Here is a 20022-nt window from a genome sequence, read left to right as displayed (position 1 = left end):
CATGTCCGCGTAGGTACGGAGGACGCCGTACTCGGTCGCGGTGCGCGTATCGACGGTGAAGTCCATACGAGCGCGGGCGCCCCAGTAGTTCGTCAGACGGTTATTCGAACCCTGGTTCGCGCCTTGCCGGAAACCGTAGTCGCCGCCCTGGTACCAGTTGTCGGCACGCAGATAGCCGCCGAACTTGATGCAAGTGTCAGTGCCCGGCATGTAGTAGAATCCGGCACCGTACAGGGAGCAGATCTTCACGTATTCGACCGCCTTGGCCTTCACGGGGAGATCGGCTGCTTGCGCTCCGCCAGCGGCGATCAGAACCGCAGCTGAACCGAGCAAAAGGCTCTTGAACTTCATGTTTAACCTCCAAGTTGCGCTTGGGGGGATCGCTATTCCCCAGACCCCCCGCATCATCAAAACCGCTCAGCCGCTTCGCGCCTTCGGACACACCCGCATGAACGCGAGGGACTTAAGCGAACCACCTGCAACGGGACGATGGAGAACCCCCCGCCGTCGGGATCAATATGCATGCGTCACTTTCTTAATCAAAATAGTTTATCTACTCATCTATCTGATTGCGTAAGCCCTGTGTCCCAGACGCAACACATGTGTCCGGTTGGCAACCGGAATGGCTGAGCAGATAATGTGTGCTATGCCAATAACATAGATAGGTGCATTCTAGGCTTGCATCGCCCTAGAGTTACGTCGAGAATAGTCCTCATGGCACTCGCAAAAAGAATAAGATCGGGAAGCGAAGCCGGCTCGGCCCGTGGCCGGACCTACAAGAATCACGACCTCATCAAGCGTTTCACTTGGGAGATCGCGTCGATCAGCGTCTACCTTGAGGAACTTCGTCAGTTCTGGGCCAGGGCGATCGGGATCAGCGGCCCGCAATGGATGATCCTGATGGCGATCTCGGATCTGGACAAGGACGACGGCATCCCCGTCAACGCGGTCTCAAAAATGCTCCACGTCGACGCATCGTTCGTCACGACGCAATCGAAGTTACTGGAGAAGAAGGGTTTTCTGCGCCGCAAGCCCTCGCCCACAGATGCCCGCGTGGTTCGGTTGTCACTGACGGACAAGACACACAAACATCTGGCCATCCTGGCCGCGCAACACGAGGCGATCGACGAATTCGTGTTCGCGGAATTTGGCGAGCACGAGTTGGTGGAACTCACCGACAAGCTTGCTGCGCTGAAGAATCGTCTCGAAAAGGCTCGCTTGAAGGTCGCGGTCGATTTTTGAGTCGCGGACATATGACTAGTCGGAGCCCTTCAGTCACGCGCCAGACGAGAAACAAGCCAGTCGAAGATAAATTCGTTCGCAAGGCTCGGATTGTCCGCGTGTCCCTGCGCCGCTGCCGTTTCCTCCGCCGTGAACACCTTCAGCGTGACATCCATTCGCCAGGTCCTCAATTGGCGAATCATATCGGACGCGCGATCCGCTTTGAGCCAACCGTCCGCACCCAAGGTGACAAGCACCGGACAGTCGATGTTGCGCGCGATCCGGCCTGCTCCCATCGCTGGGATGAAATCCGCATGCCGCGACACCGCGCGTTCACTCAAGAAAGCCCGTTCATGAAGGTCCCATAGCCCGCCGTCGCAAACGGCAGCGGCCAGCCGCGGCTCGTTGGCCACTGCGCGTGCCACGAATGACGAACCCCATCCATCTGCGAGAATGGCCACTCGGTCAAAGTCGACATCGGTGCGCAAGGCCAGGTAGTCCATGACGCATGAGATCGACGTCTCGGCATTCGGACGCCCGACGGCCTCGTCCGGAAAATCTTCGCCATTGGCACCCAGAAGATCCACCGCCAGCATTGACAATCCCCGCTCACGAGCGTGGGGAGCGAGCTTGAAAAGAAACTCCTCTTTGCGATGTCCGGGTTCACCGATGCTAATCACGGTCGGCAGCCTCTCGTGCGACGACCGCGCGGGCAGAAAATAACCCTGTAGGGAATGGCCACCCTCCCAGGGAAGCACGACGACTTCACCCGCGGGGCTGCTGTACTGAAGAAAGCGATGGGCGCAATTCTGCATTGCCAAGATCGAAGCCGATCGCCTCTCATCAGCGGAATCCATGGGAAGCAGGGCAGCATTGTAGTAATTGATGGCGCGAAGCCAGTTGCGCCGCGCCGTCACTTCATGGCCAGCAGCGAGCGCCGCGTCGCCCCGTTCGCGGCTTGCTTCCGCCAGGTTTTTCCATTCAGTGCACCAGGAAAGGTCATCGCCCTTTCTGATCCGTCCGATAGCCAGCAGACATTCCGCAACGGTTGAGCCGCCCTCCTGGGCTGCAGCAAGCAGCTTGATCAACTCGGCGGACCATTCTTCGCGATCAGGCCCCAAAATCCACTCTTCCAGCGTGTCAGGAAGATCTTTGCGAGCGTTCAACTGCCGTTTCCATTACTTAGTCAGATAACTTAATAACCCATCTTATTGGGTCTTTTCGAGACGAGCAATTCGGGAGTACTCGCCTCACGCGGTGCCATCGGGACAGGAGATCTCCCGAATGGGCCACGATCGAACCGGCGGACCACGACAACGACGGCGCTCCACAAACTCTTTCACCAAACGAATGATAGATAGCCCGTACGACTACGGACCACGGCTCGCCCAAGAATTCGGCAAGCGTTTCTGTCTAGAAATATTCCAGTTTGTATAATTCTGCTTTACAGAAGACCACCTTGTCGTCCCAGTCCAGGCCGGGAGACGCACCAAGCCGCGGGATCACGGCAAAGCCGTGGGATTATGTGTCCTGGATGTTCACCAGGACGGGCAACGAGGATGTGCAGGCGAACGCCTCGCCTCACCCGAGCCGCCAGCCGACCTCCTGCGCAAAGCTCTCGTAGAATTCGCGCTCATAGGCCTGCTCGGGCTTTTGGCGCACGCGCTCGTCGAGACGTCTGGCGTCCTCGCCGACCAGAATGCGCCAGCGCTCGGCCTTCACGCCGTCGAGGATGATCTTTGCGGCCTGGGCGGCCGTGGTCGGCGCGTCCTCCAGGAAGCTGCGGGCGCGCTCGGCGAAGGCGGCCTGCACGTCGTCATCGGTCATCTTGTCGGCATCGGGCACGCCGGCTGTGACCATGCGCTTGCGGGTCAGCGCGATCTCGTCGGCATTGAGACGGTCCGAGCCGTCGCCGGATTGCACCTTGCGCGAGTTCGACACGATCGATGTGCCGATATGGCCGGGCATCACGACCGAGCATTTGACGTGCGGCACATGCAGACGGAGATCGTTGATCAGCGCCTCGGAAAATCCCTTCACCGCGAATTTTGCCGCGCTGTAGGCGGTGTGCGCCTGCCCCATGCCGATCGAGGCCCAGAACCCGTTGACGCTGGCGGTGTTGACAATGTGGGCCTCGTCCGCCTTGGCCAGCATCGGCAGGAAGGTGCGCACGCCGAGATAGACGCCGCCCCAGCAGATGTTGAAGGTGCGCTCCCACTGCTCGCGCGTGTTGGTGAACAGGCTGCCGCCCCCGCCGATGCCGGCATTGTTGAACAGCAGATGGATCTTGTCGGTCGCCTGCTGCTCGGCGAGCTCGTCGCGGAAGCGCTTGAGATGATCCTCGATCGCGACGTCGGCGACGTGCGTCGTGACGCGCAGGCCCTTCGGTTTCTCGATCTCACACAGCCGCTTGGTCTCGGCCATCGCCGCTTCCGAGACGTCGCACATCGCGACGTTGCAGCCCTCGGCGACGAGCTGGCGCGCCAGCTCCCGCCCCATCCCCGTGCCGCCGCCGGTAATGACCGCGGTTTTTCCAGAAAAATCCTTCATGGGATTTTCGCCCCTCCCCTTGTTGTTGGTCTGTTGTTCGTTGTTGGCCATCACGGGCAATGCACGGGGCCGCACGCGAACTCTAAAGCATGATCCGGAAAAGTGTGAAGCGGTTTTCCGAAAGGATCGTGCTCAAACAAGGAACTAAAGCGCGATGATGATTCAGCCTGTTCATCGCGCTTTAGGGCTCCGTCTCCTTCACTTGCCTCGCCCAGTTCAGGACCTGCGCACGGTCCTCGGCCGCGAAGGCGCGCCAGAACACGAGGCGCGATGCTCCGGCGACAAGCACCATCTGCATCGTATGGTCGCTATTGTACACGCGCACCACGCTGGTCCACGGCACGGTGAGCGCGAAATTGGCGGCATCGCGCGTGGTGAGGCCATGCCTGGTCGCCTCGTAATGGATACGCCTGTTAGCCTCGGGAACGCGAGAGAACCCCCGGGCGTACCAGCCGACCAGCATCACCAGCACCAGGACGAAGCACCCCGCGAAGAAGGGCCAGGCATCGCACGCCGCCAGCACGAGCGCGGCGAGCGGCTCGCGGCGCAGCAACAGCCAGTCATCGTCCGAGCAGGACGTCGCCCAGACCAGAAAGAGCGCCGCGCTCATTCCCACCGAGAACATGATCATGACGCGGACGATCGGCCGGACCACGCTTCGTGCCTGATCTTGCCAAATCATCGTCGTCTGGCCGGATATTGTCCGCTCGTCGTTCATCGGTGTCGCCGTCCGCTTGCCATCTCGTGGAATAAGTGGCGCGAACGTGCAGACAGGTTCGGTCGGCGGCCGGATGATCAACTTGGGCACGCGACTTGGGCACGGCCCGCGCCGGGACGTTAACCGTCCCGGTCTGACCACGATGGCGGCGACTGGCTTATTCCGCCGCCTGGAAATGCTTTGCACCTGCCACGCCCAGGCCCTCGAGCGCTGTGCAAATCGCCGCCTGCTGCGCGCTTGAGGCTGCCGGCATCGGGGCGCGCGGATACGTCTTCGGCAAGCCCTGAAGCGTTTGCGCATAGCGCGTGCAGGCCGGCAGATTGTCGGCGATGATGGCGTTCCACAAGGTCAGCAGCTTCTTGTGCAGGTCGAGCGCGCGCGGATGGTCGTTTGCCTTCACCGCGTCCCACAACTCGACGGAGGCGTGCGGGGCCGCGGTCAGGATCGCGGCGATCGAACCGTGGGCGCCGAGCGTGTAGGAGGGATACATCAGCGCATCCACCGCGCTGTAGATCAGCTTGTCCGGCGCCATCATCATGAGGTCGGCGAACAGTTTCAGATCGCCGGCGCTCTGCTTGACGCCGACGACCAGCGGCACCTCGGTCATGATGCGCGTGAGCAGCGCCGGCGAGAGATAGGACCACGGCACGACGTTGTAGATGATGATCGGCATGCCGGTCTCGTCGGCCATGGCGCGGAAATGGGAGACCATCGCCTCCTCGTCCGGCTTGAACAGATAATGCACCGGCGTCACCTGGAGTGCGGCAACGTTCATGTCGCGCACGAGCTTGCCGCGGCGGATCGCGTCGCGCGTCGAATCCACGATGATGCCGGCGATCACGGGAATGCGGCCCTTCACGGCGTCGACGGTCGCAGCCAAGAGGTCGCGATATTCCTCGTGATCGAGCGTGTGGCCCTCGCCTGTCGAGCCGCCGGCCGCGACGCCATGCGCGCCGGCGCCGATCATCCACTCGACCTGGAGCGCAACGAGTTTGTAATCGATCTCGCCGTCCTGAGCGAACGGCGTCGTCATCGGCGGTATCACGCCGGTCGGACGCACTGTCATGTTCTTCCCTCGCGTTTCCCGAAACCCATGCCAACCCTTGGCGGCCTCGCTCTGTCGGCGAATGTCCGCGGCTGTGGAGCCTATCGACAGCGCGCCTCGCATCAAAGCGGCGCCTTGGCGCGGCTGCCCTGAGAGGCCGGCATGGCAGGGCCGTAGCAGTACGCCCGTAGTTGTCCGGCTCCGCTGCGAACGGGGAATTTCTTACAATTCGATTCGTCAATTGGGGCCGGGAAGCAGGTCAAATCTGCGGTGGTCGCGTGGCGTTCGACCATGCCGTGGCATCCCCCTTGCATCCTCGTGGTGGTGAGAAACAGCCGAAGAGGTGAATAGAATGTTTGTGACCGTCGTTGCCGTACTATGCCGACTCAGCGGAGCTGCTACCGGCAGTTGTGTCGAGGAGATCGTGACCGACAGCAACATGTCGCCCGAGATGTCGCTGATGCAATGCGCGATCGGGGCTCAGGCGCCGCTGGCGAAATGGATGGGCGAACACCCGATCTATCGCACCAACTGGCGCATCGAACGCTACAAATGTGTGCCGGGCCATTACGAGGTTAAAAGCCACGCCTAATCCGCAAGGCTGAGCTATCGAGGAAACGCCCCGGAGGCGCCCCCTCCCCTCCGCTTGGGCTGCAGCGCCGGTTCCCATTAAGGCCGCGCTCTGTGACAACGATCACGCTTTCCCCCTAAGCAACCGCACGCAAAATGATCTTGCGCGCCACTCGCCCTTCCGGTGTCGGCATCAGCGCGTAATTGTGCGGCTGGTCGCGCCGCAGATGGAGCTCGACCGGCACGCCCACCGCCCTCGCCCGCGCGGCCAGATCGACGCTGTCAGGGTACAGCAGATCGCGGGTCCCTGCGAAGATGAGCATCGGCGCGAGTGAACGGAAGGCTCCGTTCAGGGGACTGACGAAGGGATGGCCGACATCGAGCTCGCCGGCATAGAGACGCCCCGCCTCGATGATCCCCGGAATGTCCTGGATCGGGTCGCGCGCCGCGATCGCCACCTGCTCCGGGCGGCTGACCGATGCATCGGCCGCGGGCGAGATCAGCACTAACAGGTTCGGTTGCCGATGCCCGCGATCGCGCAGCCACTGGCAGGCAGCCAACGCGAGGCCCGCACCGGCCGAGTTGCCGACAACAGTTACTCTTGCGGACCCGGCGTCCTCCAGCAGCATGCGCAACAGTTCGGCCGTCGCCGGCACGACGTCTTTCGCGGTAGCCCTGGGCGCAAGCGGATAGATCGGCACGACGCAAACGACGCGCGCCTTGCGCGTCATCTGACCGACGAAGCGCCAATGCGCCGGCACGATCTCGTTGATGAAGCCGCCGCCGTGCAGGAACATCACGTAGTTGCAGCCCTCATAGCCCGACGACGGCGCGGTGTAATAGACCGGCCATCCCCCCATCTTGGTCAGCGTCACCTCGACGCCGCGGCCAAGGTTCGGCGGCTCAAACGAAGCCGGCTGCAAGGCGAGCTTTTGCACATGCGCCTGCACCGCCTCGGCCGAGGCAAGCTGTGTCTTGAACGGCAGCCGCCGCAGCAGTGCGTTGAAGCAGCGGCTCTGCAAGCTCGGCGCCGGATCGCGGGGCGCCGGTACCCCGAGCAAGCGGGCACTTGGGCAGAACTGCAAGGACGATACGATCTTTGCAACGCTCATGGTCTCAATCCCATTGCTCGACATTGACGTCGCGACGAAGGGGGCTTGCCGAGGCGCCGCGACTGTCCGATATAATGCGAGCGATAACTCGCTTTTTCTACTCGCATTCGAAAGCGGAAGCCATGGCGCGAAAGCCGCCGACAAAACCCCGGAAAAATGCCTCGCAGGCGCGCTCGCGCGCGACCGTCGACGCCCTCGTCGAGGCGACCGCTCGCATTCTGGTCCGGGAAGGTTTTGAGAAGGCCAGCACCAACCGCATCGCCGAGGTCGCCGGCGTCAGCGTCGGCTCGCTCTACCAGTATTTTCCGAGCAAGGAAGCGCTCGTCGCCGCCGTGATCGATCGTCACAACGAAGAGATCATGGGCTTCGTCCGCGGGGCCTTCGTCGAGGTCGCTGACATGCCGGTCGAACCGGCGGTGCGCCGGCTCGTGACCGTGGCCATCGAGTCCCATCACATCAATCCCAGACTGCACCGGGTGCTCGACGAGCAGATCCCGCGCGCCGGCAAGCTCGATGTCGAAGCCTCCAACCGCGAGGTCCACGCCCTCGTCCGCAGCTATCTCGAAAGCCGCAGGGCCGAGCTCCGCAAGATCGACCTTGGACTGGCCGCCTTCGTCTGCGTCAGCACCATCGAAGCGATCGCGCACAACACGGTGCTGAACCAGGCCGAGATGCTGTCGGAGAAGATGGTGAAGACGCTGATCGACGAGACGACGCGGATGGTGGTGGGGTTTTTGAAATAGCGCGCTCCGCAATTCATTGTTCGAGGACTCGACGCTGGACAATCACCTGATTGACGCGTAACCAGCGCCCCCCGTCACAGATCCGTCGCACTTCACGAACGCGTGCGTGAGCCTGCGCGAGGGGTTGAACCAGGCACAAACGCCCCACCTATCCCTACAAGCGCGCTGAAATACCTTAGAAAGTTAATTGATGCACTCAGCTGATTGGAAAAGAATTGCTGTCGCCGGGACGGTTGCGCTCCTCGCGATCTCTCTCCTGGCGCTCGATGCGGTCCTGGACCTGAACCCCAGCAGCCTCGCCAAGCGCGTCGCGACCACGCAGGCCTCCATCGTGGACGCAATGAGCCAGCACCAGCTCGCCTTCGCCGTTTGGACGCGGGGCCATGGCAAGACTGTTCCCCAGCGGTGTCCTGATCGTCCGTGTTGACCGCGTGCGCGCCCTCCCAAGCCTTCTTTGCTCCGCCTTGAGCACGCGGTCTCGAAGATTCTCCAGTTCGGAAAGCTCAGAAACGAGCGCATCGAGGTGCCGGCGCAAAATACCGGCGCGATATTACTCATGATACGCCTCTACTAAAATACCTAGGTCAAATGGCGCGTCGATACGTGAAAACACAAAAAGCGCAACTCAGACGAGTGCATGTCATGCGACCTGACGCAACGCGTCAACGATTCTCACAAAAGTCAGGTACTCCCCAAATAATCCAACAAGAAAGGGCCCCGACATCTCTGGGGCTTGGGGCTGGAAAAAGACGCCGGAGCCGTTTCGAGGCCAAAGCGTGGGTCGATCGCCAGGCGGTTCCAGCCTAGCAATAACACCATTTAATTGTCATTTAAATTGTATCTATTTAACAGATTTATTTTCTTGCTCTGAACGATGTTGTTCCCGATTCGTAGATTGCGCAGCAAAGAACTACCTTCCGGCCGATGCGTATTACGAGCTCTGCCTGGCAACCCACCGGCAAGCAGGTCTCATCGAGCCCGGACTGGATCCACGAGGTAAAGCACGACGGCTATCGGATGCTGGTCATCCGGGAGAACAATCGCCTGTTCACGCTGGCGGGGCGCCATCAATATGCGAAACACCGACGTTTTCGCAGATCGAGACGAACGCCCTCTTCGCCTCAGCGCCCTCAAAGCAAAATCGTGTGCCTTGGACTCCGCGCTCGATCCACCAGTCGACTTCGTTTGCCCGCGAAATGCGGGATGCCTCTCCGCGCAACTGATCCAATTGCCTTCCATAGGCCCGAACGATCACACAATTTGTCATTTGCTAATCCCCCCAAAAAAAACACTGTTCTAACTAGCCATGAACGCAAGAATCCTTCCGACTGCTCATCGCGCACGCGCGGTGAGCTATCCCTTCGAAACGCCAGAAAGTCAAAGAGTCAGTTGCTCCGCAGCGATTGCACGTCAATCGCTCCTGGCCGAGCATGTAGCGCCCGCGGATCGCGGAAGCGGCACTTTTGCAAGAGGGACAAATCAACAAAAAATTGCGCATACGCCAGCGCATCACCAGACCGCCCAACACCTTCGACGCCCCTTCGTGAATCAGGTAGCTCGCTGAGGACGAGCTTAGCGAAACTTTGCACGCCTGAATGTTCGATCGCGAACACAGGAACCGCCCTGCTCCAGGGCATGATGGCGTCCTTTCCGGGAGCTGTTAGGCTGGGCCCAATTGCGAGAGAGCGATGAGCGATGATGCGAAAGAAGCAGGCCTTGCGGCGCTGATCAGCAGCATTTTTGCTCCGCCCACGTCGCCCGCCACCGCGCCCCCGGCGCCGGAGATGCCGCCAACACTCCAAGAGGAGCCCGTGACCGCGGCAGCGCCACCTGCGAAGCCAGTCGCTTCCTTGTCCGCCGGCGACACCGATGAAAAACGAGCGCGACTGCCCGCTGTGGCGATCGCCGACCTCGTCCTTGGTGAGCTTCGCAAAGTTGATGGCTTTCCGAAAGCCGGGGTCTCGATCACCGTTTACGGAAGCCGACCTTGGAACGCCATGATCAGGTTCGCACCATTCTCGACCACTTCCCAAGACGCGACACGCCTGCGGCGGGCTTTGCCCGAAATCGTCTTCCGGCTTCGGCAGTATGTCGACCTCGAAAATTAGGTTCTGCTGACCCGCTCTAGGCCACTGCCAACGGCGAAGTCCGTCTCTCGAAAATGGTCGGAGCGAGAGGATTTGAACCTCCAACCCCTAGCCTCCCAGACGAGTGCGCTGACCGGCTGCGCCGCTCCATTTGCGCCTGTCTGGATGGGCATCGTGAGAGTTCAAACCACAACCTGCGATGATGACATACTACCCCCGATTTGCCCGACGCGTCAAGCAGAATTTCGGAAAATTCGCAAGGCGTCGCCCCGCCCTCGCCGGCTACTGTGCATGGGGTTGTTTTCGACGTTGTTGTCAGCCGACCGCGACCGGGCGGTCCGCCGGCAACTGACCGCCCGAAATCGAGTTTGACTTTGCTTTGAATTTTGGTCGGAGCGAGAGGATTTGAACCTCCGACCCCTAGTCTCCCAGACTAGTGCGCTAACCGGGCTGCGCCACGCTCCGAATGCCGTTCCCTTAGCCGCGATCAGGCCGTTGCGCAAGGCGCAGGACTAGTCGTTTGGTCCGGGAACAACCCTATTGCAGCTTCCGGGACGGTCAGCCGTCCTTCATGGCGTGGTCGAGCATTTCGCGGCAGGCCACGAGGTCGGCCAGCACTCGCTCCAGCCGCTCCCGGTCGGCCGGACCCGGGCCTGAGCGCTCGCTCGGGCCCTTGCGGAAGGTGGTGAGCACCTCCTCGTCGTCGATCTCGGCGAAGCGGAAGTCGATACCTTCCTCCTCTTCACCCTGGTAATCGTCGTCGTCGGTGTCGCGGCCGCGCGGGGCTTCGATCTCTTCGCCATCCTCGACCAGGCTCCGTCCGATCGCGTCCTCGATCGCGCCGAAGGAGACGGCGGCTGACGAATCGGCCAGCCCCTGGACGGACTTGATGCCGTGCTCCTTCAGGATCCGCTGCACGCCGCGGATGGTGTAGCCCTCGCTGTAGAGCAGCCGGCGGATGCCCTTCAGGAGGTCTACGTCATCAGGGCGGTAGTAGCGGCGGCCGCCGCTGCGTTTCATGGGCTTGATCTGGGAAAACCGCGTTTCCCAGAAGCGCAGCACGTGCTGCGGGATGTCGAGGTCCTGCGCGACCTCACTGATGGTGCGGAATGCGTCCGGCGACTTGTCCAAAAGCCGGCTCCTCCTGGAGGGCGATTACGCCTCCGGTTGCTCGTTGCCGTCGCCGTTGGCCCTGTGCTGGCCGTTGATCCGCTGCTTGAGGATGGCCGACGGCTTGAACACCATCACACGGCGCGGCGAGATCGGCACCTCGGTGCCGGTCTTCGGATTGCGGCCGATACGCTGGCCTTTCTTGCGTACCATAAAGGAACCGAATGACGACAATTTCACCGTCTCGCCCCGCTCGAGGCAGTCGGTGATTTCCTTCAGCACGAGTTCCACGAACGCAGACGACTCGGTGCGCGACAGGCCGACCTTTTGATAGACGGCTTCGCAGAGATCGACACGCGTTACGGTTTTACTAGTCTCGGTCATCGCCTTGGCCCCAAAACTCGCGGCGAACAATTGTTGTCTAAAATTATGAGGTTACGAGACGATGGTCAACAGCGCTCATCAATGCAGGAGCATCCAAATAACTCGCAATGCGAGCAAAATTGTCGCGGACGCTCTACCAGCGCACGAGCGCTGAGCCCCAGGTGAAGCCGCCGCCCATCGCTTCCAGCAGCACGAGGTCACCGCGCTTGATGCGGCCGTCCTTCAGCGCCACCGACAGCGCCAGCGGAATCGAGGCCGCCGAGGTGTTGCCGTGGCGGTCGACCGTCAGCACCACCTTCTGCGGTGCGATATGAAGCTTGTGCGCGGACGCGTCGATGATTCGCTTGTTGGCCTGGTGTGGCACGAACCAGTCGATGCTTTCGGCATTGAGGCCGGTGGCCTCGAAGGCGTCGACGATCACGTCGGTGATCATGCCGACCGCGTGCTTGAAGACCTCGCGGCCCTCCATGCGCAGATGGCCGACGGTCTGGGTCGAGGACGGACCGCCGTCGACGAACAGCTTGGCCTTGTGCCGGCCGTCGGAGCGCAAATGCGTGGTCAGCACGCCGCGGTCGGTCGCCGCCTTGCCGGACTGCTCCTGGGCTTCCAGGACGATCGCGCCGGCGCCGTCGCCGAACAGCACGCAGGTGCCGCGATCGTTCCAGTCGAGGATGCGCGAGAACGTCTCCGCGCCGATCACCAGCGCGCGCTTGTAGGCGCCTGTGCGCAGGAAATTGTCGGCGGTCGCGAGCGCAAACACGAAGCCGGAGCACACCGCCTGGAGATCGAACGCCGCGCCATGGGTAATGCCGAGCCCGTGCTGCACGGCGACCGCGGTCGCCGGGAAGGTGTTGTCCGGCGTCGAAGTCGCCAGCACGATCAGCTCGATCGATTGCGCGTCGATGCCGGCATTGGTGAGGGCTTCCTGCGCCGCCTTGATCGCGAGATGCGAGGTGAACTCGCCATCAGCCGCGATGTGCCGCTCGCGGATGCCGGTGCGCTGCACGATCCACTCGTCGGACGTGTCGATGCGCTCTGCGAGTTGCGCATTGGTCACGACCTGCCCCGGCAGATAGGCGCCGCAGCCCAGCACGACCGAACGAATTTGAGTCACGAAACAGCCTCCTGCGCGGTTGGCACGGAACTGAGCGCACCCCCGTCGCGATTGAGCATCTGATTGATCTTGTTCAGGAGATCGTAGTGGACCATCTCATAGCCAACATCGATCGCATAGGCAAAGCCTTCGGCGCTGATTCCGCCATGGCTCTTCACCACGACCCCGTTCAGCCCAAGGAACACGCCGCCATTGGACTTGTTGGGGTCCATCTTGTCGCGCAGGGCTTGGAAAGCGCCACGCGCGAACAGGTAGCCGAGCTTGGACAGCCAGCTCCGCTGCATCTCGTTGCGAAGTAACCCCGCCATCTGCCGGGCGGTTCCCTCGGCGGCCTTCAGCGCGATATTGCCGCTGAAACCCTCGGTGACGATCACGTCGGCCAGCCCCTTGCCGATGCCGTCGCCCTCGACGAAGCCGACATAGTCGAGCTGCGGCAGGTTCATCGCGCGCAGCTTTTCGCCGGCCTCGCGGATTTCCTCGTGCCCCTTGATCTCCTCGGTCCCGATGTTGAGCAGCCCAACCGTCGGGCGCGGCTTGTCGAACAGCACGCTCGCCATCGCAGCGCCCATCACCGAGAGCGCCACGAGGTGCTGCGCATCGCCGCCGATGGTCGCGCCCAGATCGAGCACGACGGAGTCCCCGCGCGTCGTCGGCCACACCGCTGCGATCGCCGGGCGGTCGATGCCCTTCAGCGTGCGCAGGTGGAAGCGCGACATCGCCATCAGCGCGCCGGTATTGCCGGCGGAGACAGCGACGTCAGCCTCGCCCTTCTTGACGGCGTCGATCGCGAGCCACATCGACGAGGTCTTGCGGCCGCGGCGGAGCGCCTGGCTCGGCTTGTCCTCCATGCTCACGGCGACGTCTGTATGGATGATTCTTGAGGCCGCCTTCAGCTTGGGATGCTTGTCGAGCTCGGGCTCGATCTTGGCGCGGTCCCCGACCAGCAAAAATTCGGTATCGCGATGCCGGGCGAGCGAGATGGCGGCGCCGGGAATGACGACGGGGGCGCCGACATCGCCTCCCATGGCGTCAAGCGCGATTCTTACCTTCTGAGGCATCAAAGTCCCGGAAACCTGGTCTCGTGCGGTCTGGAGCTAGCGGGACCGCGAAAATGAAGTCGCCATGCTCAACGGCGATCGGTTTGGCACCACGCTGCGCCCGAACCGGGCCGCGACAATAGCGTCTCCCCGTCCCGACACAACCTCTTGACCCCAGCCTTTTGCATCCAAGGCGATCCCCATGCGAGTTCTTACCAGCAATAAAAATAGCGCTCAATCAAGTAGATATACCGGGGTTTCGATCCGGCCCAACAACGGGCTCATGCACATTGCCAGGCCTCCCGGCGCAAGCACCGGCCGTTACTTGCCTTTCGGCTTGTCCTGAAGCGCCTTCAGGACCGCAAACGGATGGTCGTCGGGATCGGGCGCGACAACCTCCGGCTGGAATACGGCGTCCGGCTTGCGCGGATAGGGATCGATGGCGAGGTACAGCGCGTCGGTGGCGATCCGGCCGAGGTCGATGACGCCGTTCACAATCGCCTCCGGCGGCTCAGCCACGTCGGGCGCCTCCTCGCTGTCCTGCCCCTCCTCGATGAGGTCGGCCAGCTTCCGGGCCTCCTCCTCCGGGGCGAACATCAGATCGACCTCCTCGTCGATGTCGTTCTCGATGGGGTCGAGCGTCACCACGCAGGTCTGGCCGACCCGCGCTTGCACGCGGCCGGCAACATGGACGCGGCCGCCGCTCCTGGGCGTCACATCGAAAGAGGCGTGCGCCGCAAGGACGCCGAGCAGGCCCGCAACCGCCGCGATCGCCTCCCGCTCACGGGCCGAGGCCTCGAGCTCACGATGCAGGCCAGTATCGGGGATCTGGGCGACCGTCACGGGCGCGCGCCAGGGGTCGGTGGCAGGGGCAGTGTTGGGCCGGGTCATGGCGCCATCTCCTCCCGAATCGGGGACGGAAATTCAAAGGTTGCCTCGCGCAACGCCGCCTCGTCGGCCCGGCCCAGGGTGGACTCCACGTCCCGGGCGTAGGCCGCAAGCCGCTTTGCCTGGGCGATGTGGGCTCCGTTCAAGATATTCTTGCAGATCGCCAGCGCCAGCGCCTCGCCGCCCTCCTCAAGGGCCTGGTCGTAGGCCTTGGTCCGGCCGTAGAAGGCCTCGCCAAAGGCTCGCATCCGCTTGGGCACGACCTGATCGCCGATGCCCATTTCGCGCAGATTGTCGTCCATGTCCTCGCAGAAGCGGTCGAACAGGGCCTGCGACAGCTCGGGGCCCTCGGCGGCGGTCCGCAAGCGGCGCAACAGCAGCCACAAATGCAGGAGAAGCAGGTCGAATCGGCCGTTAACCGTGTCGGGCACGGCCAAGTCCCGGTAAAATATGGGTTCTCGCGCCTGCGTCACGATCATGCCATAGATGGCTTCAATGGTGCCGCGCGGGGTGAGCGGGGGTTTCCTGAAGTGACTGAACGGCCAGAGCATTGTGGGTTCCGCAAGCGGGCGCGCGCGTGTTGCGTTCGCCGCGTGTGCCCGGTACTTCAGCGCCTCGCGCGACGCAAGGGGACGGGATAGTTCCAGGAATGACCGATTTGAGCCAGACCAGCCTCCGCGGAGCCAGGCCGCGCGGCCTTCATGCGCGCTGGCGCTCTTTGCGCGCGGTTGCGGCCGCAGCCCTCGTCAGCGTGGCGCTGGCTGCCTGCACCGGCGAGCAATTCCAGAAGGGCTACATCCTGCCGCCGGGCGCGCTCGAGCAGATTCCGATCGGCGCGAGCCAGGACCAGGTGCTGATCGTGATGGGCACGCCCTCGACGGTCGCGACGCTGGACGGCGAAGTCTTCTATTACATCTCGCAACGCTCCGAGCGGCCCGTGGCCTTCATGAACCAGAAGGTCGTCGACCAGCGGGTGATCGCAATCTATTTCGACAAGAACCGCCGCGTCCGCCGGCTCGCGAATTACACGATGCAGGACGGTCGGATTTTCGACACCGTCAGCCGCACCACGCCGACATCGGGCCAGGAGCTCAACTACCTCACGCCGCTGTTCAAGCTGCTCAGCTTCAACTGATCTCCTGCGGCGTCGTGCCGCCCTCCGCGCGGCACTTGCCGTCGCGGGCGGCTTGCCCGCGCGCGCTCCGTTTCCTACGCTCCCTGCAAAACAAGAAGCAGGGAGTGGATTCGTGACCAAAAAATTGTTTTCCCGCCGCCGCGTGCTTGCAGGTGCCGCGACATTATCGACGGCAGCGATCCTGCCCCGGTCGAGCCTGGCGGACTGGAAGCCCACCGAAAATGTGCGCCTGATCGTGCCGGCGGCCGCCGGCGGCTCGACCGACGTGATGGGGCGCCTGCTCGCAGCCCATCTGCAAACCGCCTGGGGCCAGTCAGCGATCGTGGAGAACCGCTCGGGCGGCGGCGGCACCATTGGTACGGCGGAGGTGGTTCGCGCCAAGGGCGACGGCCACACCATCCTGGTCGGCAATCCCGGGCCGAACGCGATCGCCTACAGCATCTTCAAGAACCTCAGCTACAAGGCGGACCAGCTTCAGCCGGTCTCGAACATGATCCGGATCCCCAACATCGTCTCGGCGCATCCGAAGACCGGCATCAAGTCGATTCCCGAGCTGATCGCGTTCCTGAAGGCTAACCCGGACAAGCTCAGCTACGCCTCGTCCGGTGTCGGCCAGAGCCCTCACCTCACCGGCGCCTGGTTTCTTCAGCTCACCGGCTTGAAGATGACGCATATTCCGTTCCGCGGTGCAGGGCCCGCGCTGCAGGCCGCGCTCGCCGGCGACATCCAGATCCTGTTCGACAATCTGTTTCCAAGCCTGCCGCAGGTGCAGAACGGCACGCTGAACGGCCTCTGCGTCACGACGACCGAGCGGAGCGAATCCGCGCCGAACCTCCCCACCATGCGCGAGAGCGCGCCGGAGCTTGCGAATTTCGACGTCTCGTCCTGGTTCGGCGTCTTCCTGCCGAAGAGCGCGCCGGCCGCCGTGGTCGAGGCGCTCAACGTCCAGGCCAAGGCGCTGCTCGAGCGCGACGACATCAAGAAGAACATCGCTGCGATGGGCGCTCGCTCCGACTACGGCACGCCGCAGCAGTTCACCGACTTCGTCGATGCCGAGACAAAGAAATTCGCCGGCATCATCCAGAAGGAAGGCCTACAGATGGACGTGCAGTAGCTCTCGTGTCCCGGACGTAGTGCAGCGTGTAACGCTGCACTGCTGAACCGGGACCCATGGGCCCCGGATCTGCAGCGCATCACTTCGTGCTGCGCAGCGTCCGGGGGACGCGGCCGGAGTAACGTTTCCAAAAACAAGAACCCCGCGGCTCGCGCCGCGGGGTTCGTTTTGTGCCGTTTGCGCCGCTCAGTGCGCGAGGATCGCCAGCAGCAGGAGCGCCACGATGTTGGTGATCTTGATCATCGGGTTCACCGCCGGGCCGGCCGTGTCCTTGTAGGGATCGCCGACGGTGTCGCCGGTGACGGCCGACTTGTGGGCATCAGAGCCCTTGCCGCCGTAGTGACCGTCCTCGATGTACTTCTTGGCGTTGTCCCAGGCGCCGCCGCCCGAGGTCATGGAGATCGCGACGAACAGGCCCGTCACGATCACGCCGAGCAGCATCGCGCCGACGGCCGAGAACGCCGCCGACTTGCCGGCCGCGCCGCCGCCCGCGATCGCGTAGATCAGGAAGTAGACGACGATCGGCGACAGCACCGGGAGCAGCGAGGGGATGATCATCTCCTTGATCGCCGCGCGGGTCAGCAGGTCGACCGCCTTGCCGTAATCCGGCTTGTCGGTGCCCTGCATGATGCCCGGCTTCTCGCGGAACTGGCGACGCACCTCTTCCACGATCGCGCCGGCGGCACGGCCCACGGCCGTCATGCCCATCGCGCCGAACAGGTACGGCAACAGACCACCGAACAACAGGCCCACCACGACGTAGGGGTTGTTCAGAGAAAAGTCCGGATTGACGCCCGCGAAGTAGGCGTTCTTGTTGGCGATGAAGAACTTGAGATCCTGGTTGTAGGCCGCAAACAGCACCAGCGCGCCGAGACCGGCCGAGCCGATCGCGTAGCCCTTGGTCACCGCCTTGGTGGTGTTGCCGACCGCGTCGAGCGCGTCGGTCGACTTGCGCACCTCCTTCGGCAGTCCGGCCATTTCGGCGATGCCGCCGGCGTTGTCGGTGACGGGGCCGAAGGCGTCGAGCGCGACGATCATGCCGGCCAGCGCCAGCATGGTGGCGGTCGCGATCGCGATGCCGAACAGGCCGGCAAGGCTGTAGGTGACGAGGATGCCGGCGATGATGACGATCGCGGGCAGCGCGGTCGCTTCCATCGAGATGGCGAGGCCCTGGATCACGTTGGTGCCGTGACCGGTCACCGAGGCAGCGGCGATCGACTTCACCGGACGATAGTCGGTGCCGGTGTAGTACTCGGTGATCCAGATGATCAGCGCGGTGACGAGGAGGCCGACCACGCCGCACTCGAACAGAGCCATGCCGGTGTAGTCGGCGCCCTCGAGCTTGCCGAAGCCGATCAGGTAGTAGATCACGCCGGCGATGCCGACCAGCGACAGGACGCCGGTGGCGATCAGGCCCTTGTAGAGCGCGCCCATGATGGACTGGCTCGGCCCGAGCTTCACGAAGAAGGTGCCGATGATCGAGGTGATGATGCAGATGCCGCCGATGGCGAGCGGCAGCGTCATCATGCTGGTCAGGATCTGCGTCTTGGCGAAGAAGATCGCCGCCAGGACCATGGTGGCGACCGCGGTCACCGCATAGGTCTCGAACAGGTCGGCGGCCATGCCGGCGCAGTCGCCGACATTGTCGCCAACGTTGTCGGCGATGGTGGCCGGGTTGCGCGGATCGTCCTCGGGAATACCTGCCTCGACCTTGCCGACGAGGTCGCCACCGACGTCAGCACCCTTGGTGAAGATGCCGCCGCCGAGACGGGCGAAGATCGAGATCAACGAGGCGCCGAAGCCGAGCGCCACCATGGCGTCGACCACGGTGCGGCTGTCGGGAGCCAGCTTCAGCGAATAGACCAGGAAGCCGAAATAGAGGGTCACGCCGAGCAGCGCGAGACCCGCGACCAGGAGGCCGGTGATGGCGCCGGCCTTGAAGGCGAGTTCGAGACCGCCGGCCAGCGAGGTCGTCGCGGCCTGGGCCGTGCGCACGTTGGCGCGGACCGAGACGTTCATGCCGATGAAGCCGGCTGCGCCCGACAGGATGGCGCCGATGGCGAAGCCGATGGCGACGTAGATTCCGAGCAAATAGGCGACCACGACGAAGATGACGATGCCGACGAGGCCGATCGTCGTGTACTGGCGCCGCAGATAGGCCTGCGCACCTTCGCGGACCGCCCCCGCGATCTCCTGCATGCGCGGACTACCCGCATCCGCCTTCAAGACCGAAGACGTCGCCCAGATCGCGTAAACGATGGAAAGCACTCCGCAGAGCACGATCAACCACAATGCTGTCATGTGAATTTTGCCTCAGATCCTTGATGTACCCCCGACGCCTTGTTTCCCGCTGTGACGGGTCGGCGCCTTAAAACAGGACCGCCCCTGCCCAAAAGGGGAGACCCTAAATCGGCGGGGACCTTGCCAAAATCGCAATGCCCGTGCAACGCCGGAAGCGTGGAAATCGTCAATTTCGGCACCGATTTAGGTCGTAGATGCCCGGTTCGCGGAAATTGCGTCAGGTCGCTACCGAAACCGCAGGAGCTATAGTTCCTTCGCCCCGGTCAAGCCGCCGGCCGCACCTGATGACGAGAGGTGGAGGCGATCTCAAACGTCTGCCCGTCGGGAGTCGTCCGGATTGTCGCGACCTTGACCTCGTAGACGCCGCCATTGGGACCGGGCTCGTGCCGCAGCGAGATCGTCTGGTCGCCCGCCAGCGGTCCGATCGGCAGGTCCTGATCCGGCAGAACGAGCGTCGCCAATTCGTTGACGAAGACGATGACGTACCACCCCTTCGGCAGATTGTTCCGCGACCACTGCCGCAGGTGACCGTAATAGGGTTGCCGCTGCCAGGCCGATGGCAGGCCGGGATCGACCCGGACCATAATGTTTTCCGTCTTCGGATGGATGGTGACCACCATCTTCGCCTGATCAGGCTTCCACTGCGGCGGCATCTCCGCATCGGTCCGCCACAGGCAATTGAAGTCAGCACATTGGCGGGGAAGGCTATCGTGAATCGTGCAGCCTCGTCCGGGCTTGCACTTTGAGCACCACTTGCCCGCGACCTTGTTGATCTCGGCGACGTCGTAGACTTTGCAGCACAGCGTGCAGCTTCCGCATTCCCGGCCAGGAACAACGGTGGCGGCCGGACGGGCCGCGATGGAATCAGCCGTCGACATGCGAATCGAATCCGT

21 protein-coding genes and 2 tRNA genes are annotated in these 20022 nt (G+C 63.0%); 6 read left to right on the top strand and 17 right to left on the bottom strand.

The features are described 5' to 3' along the window. Nucleotides 1–351: porin (locus JQ632_RS26830; RefSeq protein ID WP_212405648.1), on the bottom strand; the 351-nt coding region annotated here is incomplete at its 3' end. Between the two features lie 363 nt (nucleotides 352–714). Here JQ632_RS26830 and JQ632_RS26825 point away from each other — a divergent pair. Then, complete coding sequence (locus JQ632_RS26825; protein WP_212405647.1) at nucleotides 715–1242, top strand: MarR family winged helix-turn-helix transcriptional regulator; 528 nt, start codon at nucleotides 715–717, stop codon at nucleotides 1240–1242. Nucleotides 1243–1271: 29 nt separating this feature from the next. Here the strand turns inward: JQ632_RS26825 and JQ632_RS26820 are convergent, their stop codons facing one another. The 4 genes from JQ632_RS26820 to JQ632_RS26805 form a co-directional block, all read right to left on the bottom strand. Further along, nucleotides 1272–2387, bottom strand: coding sequence for a dienelactone hydrolase (locus tag JQ632_RS26820; protein ID WP_212405646.1), 1116 nt, complete (start codon nucleotides 2385–2387; stop codon nucleotides 1272–1274). Between the two features lie 415 nt (nucleotides 2388–2802). Beyond that, nucleotides 2803–3771, bottom strand: a complete 969-nt coding sequence (locus JQ632_RS26815; RefSeq protein ID WP_212405645.1) for an SDR family oxidoreductase — start codon at nucleotides 3769–3771, stop codon at nucleotides 2803–2805. A 181-nt stretch (nucleotides 3772–3952) separates the two neighbouring features. Then, nucleotides 3953–4489 carry a hypothetical protein gene (locus JQ632_RS26810; protein ID WP_212405644.1) on the bottom strand — a complete coding sequence of 179 codons (537 nt, stop codon included), beginning with the start codon at nucleotides 4487–4489 and terminating at the stop codon, nucleotides 3953–3955. A 157-nt stretch (nucleotides 4490–4646) separates the two neighbouring features. Continuing rightward, nucleotides 4647–5555 (bottom strand): dihydrodipicolinate synthase family protein, encoded by a 909-nt coding sequence (locus tag JQ632_RS26805; protein WP_212405643.1) that lies wholly within the window; start codon nucleotides 5553–5555, stop codon nucleotides 4647–4649. Between the two features lie 331 nt (nucleotides 5556–5886). Here JQ632_RS26805 and JQ632_RS26800 point away from each other — a divergent pair, with 331 nt between their 5' ends. Beyond that, nucleotides 5887–6126, top strand: coding sequence for a hypothetical protein (locus JQ632_RS26800; protein WP_212405642.1), 240 nt, complete (start codon nucleotides 5887–5889; stop codon nucleotides 6124–6126). A 115-nt stretch (nucleotides 6127–6241) separates the two neighbouring features. Here JQ632_RS26800 and JQ632_RS26795 read toward each other — a convergent pair whose 3' ends face one another. Continuing rightward, nucleotides 6242–7216 (bottom strand): alpha/beta fold hydrolase, encoded by a 975-nt coding sequence (locus JQ632_RS26795; protein ID WP_212405641.1) that lies wholly within the window; start codon nucleotides 7214–7216, stop codon nucleotides 6242–6244. A gap of 122 nt (nucleotides 7217–7338) precedes the next feature. On the opposite strand from JQ632_RS26795, the gene JQ632_RS26790 reads away from it, so the two are divergent. After that, nucleotides 7339–7959 carry a TetR/AcrR family transcriptional regulator gene (locus tag JQ632_RS26790; protein ID WP_212405640.1) on the top strand — a complete coding sequence of 207 codons (621 nt, stop codon included), beginning with the start codon at nucleotides 7339–7341 and terminating at the stop codon, nucleotides 7957–7959. Nucleotides 7960–8155: 196 nt separating this feature from the next. Here JQ632_RS26790 and JQ632_RS26785 read toward each other — a convergent pair whose 3' ends face one another. Beyond that, nucleotides 8156–8344, bottom strand: a complete 189-nt coding sequence (locus JQ632_RS26785; protein WP_212405639.1) for a hypothetical protein — start codon at nucleotides 8342–8344, stop codon at nucleotides 8156–8158. Between the two features lie 1303 nt (nucleotides 8345–9647). On the opposite strand from JQ632_RS26785, the gene JQ632_RS26780 reads away from it, so the two are divergent. Beyond that, the gene (locus JQ632_RS26780; protein ID WP_212405638.1) at nucleotides 9648–10067 is read left to right on the top strand and encodes a hypothetical protein; all 420 of its coding nucleotides are present in this window, start codon (nucleotides 9648–9650) and stop codon (nucleotides 10065–10067) included. A 58-nt stretch (nucleotides 10068–10125) separates the two neighbouring features. Here JQ632_RS26780 and JQ632_RS26775 read toward each other — a convergent pair. The 8 genes from JQ632_RS26775 to JQ632_RS26740 all read right to left on the bottom strand — a co-directional run bounded on the left by JQ632_RS26775 (nucleotide 10126) and on the right by JQ632_RS26740 (nucleotide 15130). Beyond that, nucleotides 10126–10195, bottom strand: a tRNA-Pro gene (locus JQ632_RS26775). A gap of 238 nt (nucleotides 10196–10433) precedes the next feature. Then, nucleotides 10434–10511: transfer RNA gene (locus JQ632_RS26770), tRNA-Pro, on the bottom strand. Between the two features lie 93 nt (nucleotides 10512–10604). Then, nucleotides 10605–11177 (bottom strand): MerR family transcriptional regulator, encoded by a 573-nt coding sequence (locus JQ632_RS26765; protein ID WP_212405637.1) that lies wholly within the window; start codon nucleotides 11175–11177, stop codon nucleotides 10605–10607. Between the two features lie 24 nt (nucleotides 11178–11201). Beyond that, nucleotides 11202–11540, bottom strand: coding sequence for an integration host factor subunit alpha (locus JQ632_RS26760; protein ID WP_212405636.1), 339 nt, complete (start codon nucleotides 11538–11540; stop codon nucleotides 11202–11204). 133 nt (nucleotides 11541–11673) lie between these two features. Further along, nucleotides 11674–12654, bottom strand: coding sequence for a beta-ketoacyl-ACP synthase III (locus JQ632_RS26755; RefSeq protein WP_212405635.1), 981 nt, complete (start codon nucleotides 12652–12654; stop codon nucleotides 11674–11676). After that, nucleotides 12651–13712 (bottom strand): phosphate acyltransferase PlsX, encoded by a 1062-nt coding sequence (plsX, locus tag JQ632_RS26750; RefSeq protein ID WP_212405634.1) that lies wholly within the window; start codon nucleotides 13710–13712, stop codon nucleotides 12651–12653. The genes JQ632_RS26755 and plsX overlap by 4 nt, the downstream gene beginning before the upstream one ends. Nucleotides 13713–14012: 300 nt before the next feature. Beyond that, nucleotides 14013–14582 (bottom strand): DUF177 domain-containing protein, encoded by a 570-nt coding sequence (locus JQ632_RS26745; protein WP_212405633.1) that lies wholly within the window; start codon nucleotides 14580–14582, stop codon nucleotides 14013–14015. Next, nucleotides 14579–15130: a ubiquinol-cytochrome C chaperone family protein gene (locus tag JQ632_RS26740; RefSeq protein WP_212405632.1), complete on the bottom strand. Its 552-nt coding sequence runs from the start codon at nucleotides 15128–15130 to the stop codon at nucleotides 14579–14581. The genes JQ632_RS26745 and JQ632_RS26740 overlap by 4 nt, the downstream gene beginning before the upstream one ends. A 98-nt stretch (nucleotides 15131–15228) precedes the next feature. Between JQ632_RS26740 and JQ632_RS26735 the strand changes: the two genes are divergently transcribed. Together JQ632_RS26735 and JQ632_RS26730 are read left to right on the top strand one after the other, a co-directional pair. Then, nucleotides 15229–15714, top strand: coding sequence for an outer membrane protein assembly factor BamE (locus JQ632_RS26735; protein WP_212405631.1), 486 nt, complete (start codon nucleotides 15229–15231; stop codon nucleotides 15712–15714). 112 nt (nucleotides 15715–15826) lie between these two features. Further along, nucleotides 15827–16828: a tripartite tricarboxylate transporter substrate binding protein gene (locus JQ632_RS26730; RefSeq protein ID WP_212405630.1), complete on the top strand. Its 1002-nt coding sequence runs from the start codon at nucleotides 15827–15829 to the stop codon at nucleotides 16826–16828. 186 nt (nucleotides 16829–17014) lie between these two features. Here the strand turns inward: JQ632_RS26730 and JQ632_RS26725 are convergent, their stop codons facing one another. Continuing rightward, a complete protein-coding gene (locus tag JQ632_RS26725; protein WP_212405629.1) occupies nucleotides 17015–19129 on the bottom strand; it encodes a sodium-translocating pyrophosphatase in 2115 nt (704 codons plus the stop codon). Nucleotides 19130–19392: 263 nt separating this feature from the next. Next, nucleotides 19393–20007: a hypothetical protein gene (locus JQ632_RS26720; protein ID WP_212405628.1), complete on the bottom strand. Its 615-nt coding sequence runs from the start codon at nucleotides 20005–20007 to the stop codon at nucleotides 19393–19395. Between the last annotated feature and the right edge of the window lie 15 nt (nucleotides 20008–20022).

It is taken from the genome of Bradyrhizobium liaoningense, from assembly GCF_018130955.1.
GTDB lineage: Bacteria > Pseudomonadota > Alphaproteobacteria > Rhizobiales > Xanthobacteraceae > Bradyrhizobium > Bradyrhizobium liaoningense_C.
Note: the sequence above shows the minus strand (reverse complement) of the source record. Positions and strands in the feature narration are given on the sequence as shown.